The sequence below is a fragment of the Pseudomonas sp. D47 genome (assembly GCF_045447305.1).
Taxonomy (GTDB): Bacteria; Pseudomonadota; Gammaproteobacteria; order Pseudomonadales; family Pseudomonadaceae; genus Aquipseudomonas.
Map to the genome: position 1 here is coordinate 1 of NZ_JBJGXU010000118.1, position 6,345 is coordinate 6,345.

5 protein-coding genes and 1 pseudogene are annotated in these 6,345 nt (G+C 52.5%); all 6 read right to left on the reverse strand.

Features of this window, described 5'->3' with window-relative positions:
- Positions 1 to 548 (reverse strand): hypothetical protein (locus ACI77I_RS31440; protein WP_407000076.1); only part of this gene is annotated, 548 nt, incomplete at its 3' end.
- Between the two features lie 519 nt (positions 549 to 1,067).
- Positions 1,068 to 3,299 (reverse strand): ZirU family protein, encoded by a 2,232-nt coding sequence (locus ACI77I_RS31445; RefSeq protein WP_407000078.1) that lies wholly within the window; start codon positions 3,297 to 3,299, stop codon positions 1,068 to 1,070.
- A gap of 176 nt (positions 3,300 to 3,475) precedes the next feature.
- The gene (locus tag ACI77I_RS31450; protein ID WP_407000080.1) at positions 3,476 to 3,910 is read right to left on the reverse strand and encodes a hypothetical protein; all 435 of its coding nucleotides are present in this window, start codon (positions 3,908 to 3,910) and stop codon (positions 3,476 to 3,478) included.
- An 847-nt stretch (positions 3,911 to 4,757) separates the two neighbouring features.
- On the reverse strand, positions 4,758 to 4,955 hold the full coding sequence (locus ACI77I_RS31455) for a hypothetical protein (RefSeq protein WP_407000082.1): 198 nt from the start codon (positions 4,953 to 4,955) through the stop codon (positions 4,758 to 4,760).
- Between the two features lie 65 nt (positions 4,956 to 5,020).
- A pseudogene (locus tag ACI77I_RS31460) lies at positions 5,021 to 5,338 on the reverse strand (AMP-binding enzyme); the annotation flags it as partial.
- A gap of 230 nt (positions 5,339 to 5,568) precedes the next feature.
- Positions 5,569 to 6,198, reverse strand: coding sequence for a response regulator (locus ACI77I_RS31465; protein ID WP_407000084.1), 630 nt, complete (start codon positions 6,196 to 6,198; stop codon positions 5,569 to 5,571).
- Positions 6,199 to 6,345 lie beyond the last annotated feature (147 nt).

The following is a 6,345-nucleotide window of genomic DNA, read 5'->3' on the forward strand; positions in this document are numbered from 1 at the left end:
CCACTACCGCCGTTTACACCGGTGGCCGTCGCCGTATCAATACGGTCCTTGTTACCCACGGTGCCGGCCTGGTTCTTCGCTTCAACTTCGAAGGTCAGTACCTTGCCCACGTCTGCAGCTTCCAGCTTGTAGCTGAGGTCAGTGCTTCTATGACCACCGTTAAACCACTCCTTTTTCGACGCATCCGCCGAACCCGAGCCATTGTCGTCATAGCTGTACACTCCGGTCAGGCTCTGGCCTACCTCCAACGTACCCTTGATGTCCAAAGCGGAGACCACAGGCTTCGCCGATGGATCACCGGCCACGGTGGCCTCCAAGCTTGCGACTAGGCCCACGGACGGCTCGGAGAGCATCGGATCGGTCTTTGGCGTCACCTCTACGCTGAGGCGTTCTCCTGGACGATCACCTTTGCTCTCATCCACGGTGTAACTGAAGGCCGTTGCGCCCTGAATAGGCTGACCATCACGCAGCCATTGCACAGTTGTTCCTTGCTCTGCGTCGCCGTCCAGGTCCTGAAAGACATAGCTCAACGTAACGGTGTCACCCATGGCCGGCTGCTGAGGGTTAAACTCAAGATTACTGGCAACAGGTGCTCGTCCATTGACTGACTGGCTTGGCTCGGAGGTGTACTTTTCCGCATAGGATGGCATGCCGCACAACAACTGCGACGCAATCAATATCCCGACGGTGATTTTGTTTCTAAGTAACTTCATGAGTGTTATCTAAACCTGAATAGAAAATTCGAATATTCAAAAGACCAAAATCCAGAGGCTCGCTCTGCGTTGCAGAAGACGCTTAACGAGCGTCCACTGTTCTGCATACACATCCGCGGCGTGGTTTTTTGCCCTCCACACCTACGTTAAAAACAAGACGGGCAATAACTCTGAAAGAAGGTGGTTACCCACCGCTTGCTCGACAAACATTAACCAAATCATTTGCAGAGCAACGGCCACCGCATAGACGAACAAGGCGGGTAAATCCCAGTTATGAAACCTCATAAAAAAACCTCTGCGGCAGTCAACGTCAACACTGCAATGGAGAGAGCCGCCACCGAAGTAGAGGCGCCATCACGGCATTTTTTTTGAGTCAACGGTCACACGAACACGTTTGAGTTGATGACCCGGTTGTATAGTGAAGGTCTGTGCCGTAGCCCCTGTCACATCGACATACACACCACTGTTGGGGGCCGTTTCTTCTTCCCACTGGTAGTTGAAGCTACTGGCATTACAGCCAGCGGTACACACCACCACCGCTGTGAGCACCTCACCTACAACGGGCGCCCCACTCAGCGTGTTGCCGGACGAGTCCTTAATGGTCACTATCGGGATCTGTGTATCAATTGAACTGGCCGTGTTCATGCTGGACGTATTACCGATAGTCCCCGCACCGTTTTGCGCGGTGACCTGGAATGTCAACACGCTGCCCACGTCGCTGCTGTCGAGTAAATAGGTGTTGTCAGTGTCGGTATGACCACCGTTGAGCCAAACCATGGTCGATTTGTCGGTGGCGTCACCGCCGTTGGAGGTAAAAGCATAGACCCCTGTCAACGTTGAGCCCACGCTGAGGCTACCGTTGATGGCCGTTACGTTGACCGTAGGCACCAAGGTGTTGGGAATGATCGTGACGGTATAGCTGGCCGAACCGAAGACCTTACCGGCGCCGTCGTGTTCCACTGCAGTAATCGTCACCGTGCCGAGCACCATAGCGCTCAACACACCTGTCACGGAGTCGACACTCAGTGCCAGTGGGTCGGTGGATGAATAGGTCACCAGGCCTTGACGCCCGCCTTGAACACGCATACCAGGATCACTGGTTCCCAACATCATGTCCATACTGTTCAGCGCAAAGGTCAGCGGTGCGTACTTGTCCTTTTCCTGATACTCAAGAACGATATTGTAGTTACGATTGACGATATCGGTCTTTGCTTGCGCCAATGGACGTAGGGCAATTGCTTTTTTCGGATCGAGCATGGCGTTGAGTGACATATCAAAGTCCCAAGTCAGGCCCATGCCCAATTCCCAGCCTCCATGACCGCCAGTAACTTTGGTGTGTTGAGCGTTCAAGTTAAGCAGGGGGATCGGTTGATACTTGGTACCCAAGGTATAACCTTTAGGGTTTTTTTCTGTCTGACTACGGCTACCTGACACGTCGACCCGGTCACCGCTCCACTGGAAGTATTTACCGGAGAGCGACAGCTGTTGAATGCCGGGCATTAGCGTTTCCACATTGGCATCCCAGCCCTTGGCGGCCCGCTCTTGAAGGATACGGGTGTCTGGGTCGCTGTTCAGGCGATGATCGCTGGATTTTTTCCAACCGCTGAGTGGGGTGTAGTAGTTCGCCGAGAAGCGTGTCTGATCAGTCCAGGCTTCACCACCGATGCCACCACGGGTGTGGTTGCGTGACATGTCCTGATCGAGAAAGGCGTTGCCCCCTAAAACCCAGTGCTCGTCCACTTGCTTGCGATAACCTAACCCGACGTTAGCCAGATTGCGCTGGCCAAAGGTGCGCGCCCCTATTTGAGCGAACACAATGTCTATGTCGCGCTCGTACAGCGGCTGGAGGTAATCAAGCGAGTAGCCGACTTGACCGCCGCTAACGTTGGCTTGAATGCCGACTTTGGCGGTACCGTTGGCACCAAGGAACTTCTCAATCTCACGAGACGCGCCGCCAGTCAACCCGCCCGCGGCGCGCTGAGTCAGCATGCCGGTGGGGTCGGTGCCTTTTTTCTGGTTAGCCCCCAACAGTTGAGCAGCACCCACCACTTCCTGTGCCGCCGCGCTGACCATTTTGTTTTGTTCTTTTAGCTGTGCGGCGCTCAGTTTGCCATCGTCTGCTGAGCCGACCGGGCCGGGTACCAAAATGAAGTCGCCAGCCTTGAGCATGGCCAGTTTGCTGGCCAGCATGACCTGCCCGTTTAAGGCTGAGAGTTCACGAGTGGAACGGTTGAACTTGCCGGCAACCGCGGCCAGCGTTTCACCGGGCTTGAGCTGATAGGTGAGGTAATTGTTATACAGCCGTGCCTCTCCCTGCGGACTGTACGGCACCAGTACCGAGGTGGACGACCAGCCGTAGGCTTTAAATCGTTCGCGCAATGCTGTCAATGCGCTGACGGGCAGCGAAAAGCGTTCGGCAATAGCTTCTATTTCCTCACCTTGAACCGGTGCATAGATAATGTATTGCTGAACATTCTCTGCCGCTACGGTTTTCTGATAAGGGTCAGCAACTGACGAGGCAATGTGCCCCGTAAAACACAACAGCGTCAAATAGGTGAACGCTTTTTTCTTTTGAAAGGAAATCACTAAACTTTACCCACAGTAGATGTACTACGCAGCCACCGCACTAGCGCGCCGCGTTTAAAAGCCCAGTACTACATTTGACGGATTCTTATCAGGACCGCGCAATGAAGCGCAGTCACGCAAAATTAGTTGAATGGCGCAAGCATCTAAAAAGCACTTATTTTGAGTTTCTCATAGTTTCAAATTTCTCGAGCGGCGTTACACTTCTCACGCTCTTCGCCAATGCGCCCATCCAGGATGGCCTGATTGGCATCTGAGGCCGCAACAGCAAACCCTTGTTTATCAAAGGCGCCCATCTGCAATCGATAGCTGGAAAAACGTTCGGTAACCGGAACGCGAAACTTCTGCTCCTCACCCGGCGCCAAGACACCAAACGTATAAAGAATGCTTGTTTTGGGATGACACTGCGCTGTTACAGGCGTAATCACCAGATACCCTTGAGCAATAGGCGCATCACCTGCGTTAACCAGGGTGCCACCGACCTCCTGAGTTGCGCCGTTGCCGACGCCCATATGAAACTTAACCTGCAACTCAGGTGCAGCGTGTAAATACGCAAAATGGAAGGTCGCATAAATAACCGCAACTACTTTAATCTTTAAGCACTTCCTTCTCACAGGGTCACCAGAATTTTCAAAATGATTTTAATAATCAGCGAAAAGCCCTCAAACCCGGTAATCAATTATTGTGAATCAGGTATTAATCACGAATTTTCGTCGACCCTTTTCCACAATAGAGTGCCTCCAGTGGCTCCTCCCAACGTTGTCCTTAGGCTAAAGCCTGACAGCTGGTTCATCACGAGGACGGAGCAGATGAATACGTCGATTGCCAGGTCGCGGTAGGGACGGCAGTTGCCTGCCGCCCCCTCAGATCCGTACGTGCGGAATTGCCGCACACGGCTCCTGCCTCGGCCAGGTGACGCGAAGCGATCTTCAGGGGAGAGGTGTGCATTCTTTAGATTTAGTAAGCAACCCGAAGCGAGTCCATTGCAGGTGATCCCGCAGGCTACGTCGCACGAGAGCCTAGCGCCAATATAGGCATACGGATTTCCTGAAACCACTCAGTAGCTTCCAGTTTCCTGGTACCGGGTGGTAATTGAAGTAGCAACTCACTACCCCATTAAGCCATTACCCTTGAACCCGGATGGATTAATGATGCTGGCGCTTCAACTCATCAAAGAAAGCCAACAGTGTCCGGCGCCCTCAGGCCCTACTTCCTACGATTCATTACGGTGAAACGCACCAAATACCCTGACAGTGGTGCGCCGTATTCGCTGACTTTGGCCAATTGCTTCCAGAGGCGACGTGCGGTTGCTGGAGCTCTCCCATCTCCTGAGTATCATGGCGATTTCGATCAACTCATGCACTAAATAATCAAAACGGTCCCAGCCGGTTGTGACGATTACAAACTTTAGTCAATCACCGCGATGCTGGGTGTTCCTTATCCGCTCCGTGCGACATCAACTTAATCGCCATAGGCAGCGTTAGCCAACTTGCGTAGTTCATACGCTTCGCTGGCATCGATCAGACCCAGAGTTTTCAACTGATAGACCTCACGGCGTAACTCACGATGCCAAGCATCCAGGGTGCCGGTGTTTAAGGGATTGCTTAAACGTTCGTACCAATTCGCCAAGCGGCGGGCCTTTTCGTCGTGTTCACTCATGATCCCCCCCTCAAATGTCCGTCATTCCACCGGGTGTAACGGTGCGGTGCGACCTGAGTCGCCCCCTAAGCATCGCGCAACTCCCGCCGCAAGATCTTGCCCACAGGCGTCATTGGCAACGACTCACGCAACACAATGTGCTTGGGCACTTTGTACGCCGTGAAGTTTTCCTTGCAGTAGACTTTCAGCTCTTCAAGGCTGACCCCCAATTCGCGGGCCACCACAAACAACTTCACCGCCTCCCCCGAGCGCTCGTCCGGCACTCCAATCACGGCGCAGTTGGCGACTTTCGGGTGGGCCATCATCACGTCTTCGATCTCGTTCGGGTACACGTTGAAACCCGAGACGATGATCATGTCTTTCTTGCGATCAACGATGCGCACGATGGGATATCTAATCCAAAATCGACATTTTCTCTGAAGCGTCTATAAGTGGTGCGAGTGCGGAGAGAGGCGGGATGAACATGGACGGTTGCGTCGAACCTGTAATACTCATGAGCTCAACTCGCGCCTCCGCAGGGTCAACGCTAAATCGACGCGCAGGCTGTCACTAATCATAAGTTGTGAAAAAAACAGGACGGGGTTGATATCAGTGTCACCGTTTCGTAAAGGACCTAATCCGCGAAGCCGTTGCGCTTGGCAATCTCGAACAAATGAACCAGGGAAACGACATTGAGCTTTTCCAGTAGTCGTACCTTGTAGGTGCTGATCGTCTTGTTACTCAGCTGTAAATGGTTGGCTATCTCCTTATTACTCATCCCTCGCACAAGCAGTTCGAATGTCATTAACTCGCGGTTGGAAAGCGTATTGATAAGTAGGGCCTCATTGGCGAAATTATCACTGACCGTAGGCAGTCGAACAATACCATGAGGCACATAAGCTCCGCCTTTCATCAACAGGTTGACGGTTCTTTGCAACTCTTCAACCGTGCACGTTTTCGACAAAAACGCCGACGCGTGCGCCGCACGGCAACGGTTGTAATAATGGCGCGCCGAACATGATGTCAGCACCAGAATTTCAATACTCTTATCGAAGCTGTAAACCTTCTGCATCACCTCTAACCCCCCGATTCCGGAGAGCTGGATGTCCAAAATCACTAAATCAGGTTTATGCTCACGTACCAAGTCGAGGCCGTCGGTACCATTATTAGCCTCTACTACCCAGGCGGAGTCGTCCTGACTTAGAATGGATTTAATAGCCGCTCGCACAAGCGGTTGCCCATCAATAATAATGACTTTAAACATCAGTACCCCAGCGTTTCAGATCAGTTTTTCTACAAGAAACTTCTTATCCAGTAATCATACACACGCGGGCGCTGTTACGTAACTAAATACTAATCGGTTAAAGAAATTAACAAGTTATCACGCCCCCTCCATTGTGCACCCAGAACG

What these genes read in the sequence shown, in the direction of transcription:
- ACI77I_RS31455 (WP_407000082.1), bottom strand. Translation starts at nt 4,955, where the DNA reads ATGAGTGAACACGACGAAAAGGCCCGCCGCTTGGCGAATTGGTACGAA.
- ACI77I_RS31465 (WP_407000084.1), bottom strand. Translation starts at nt 6,198, where the DNA reads ATGTTTAAAGTCATTATTATTGATGGGCAACCGCTTGTGCGAGCGGCT.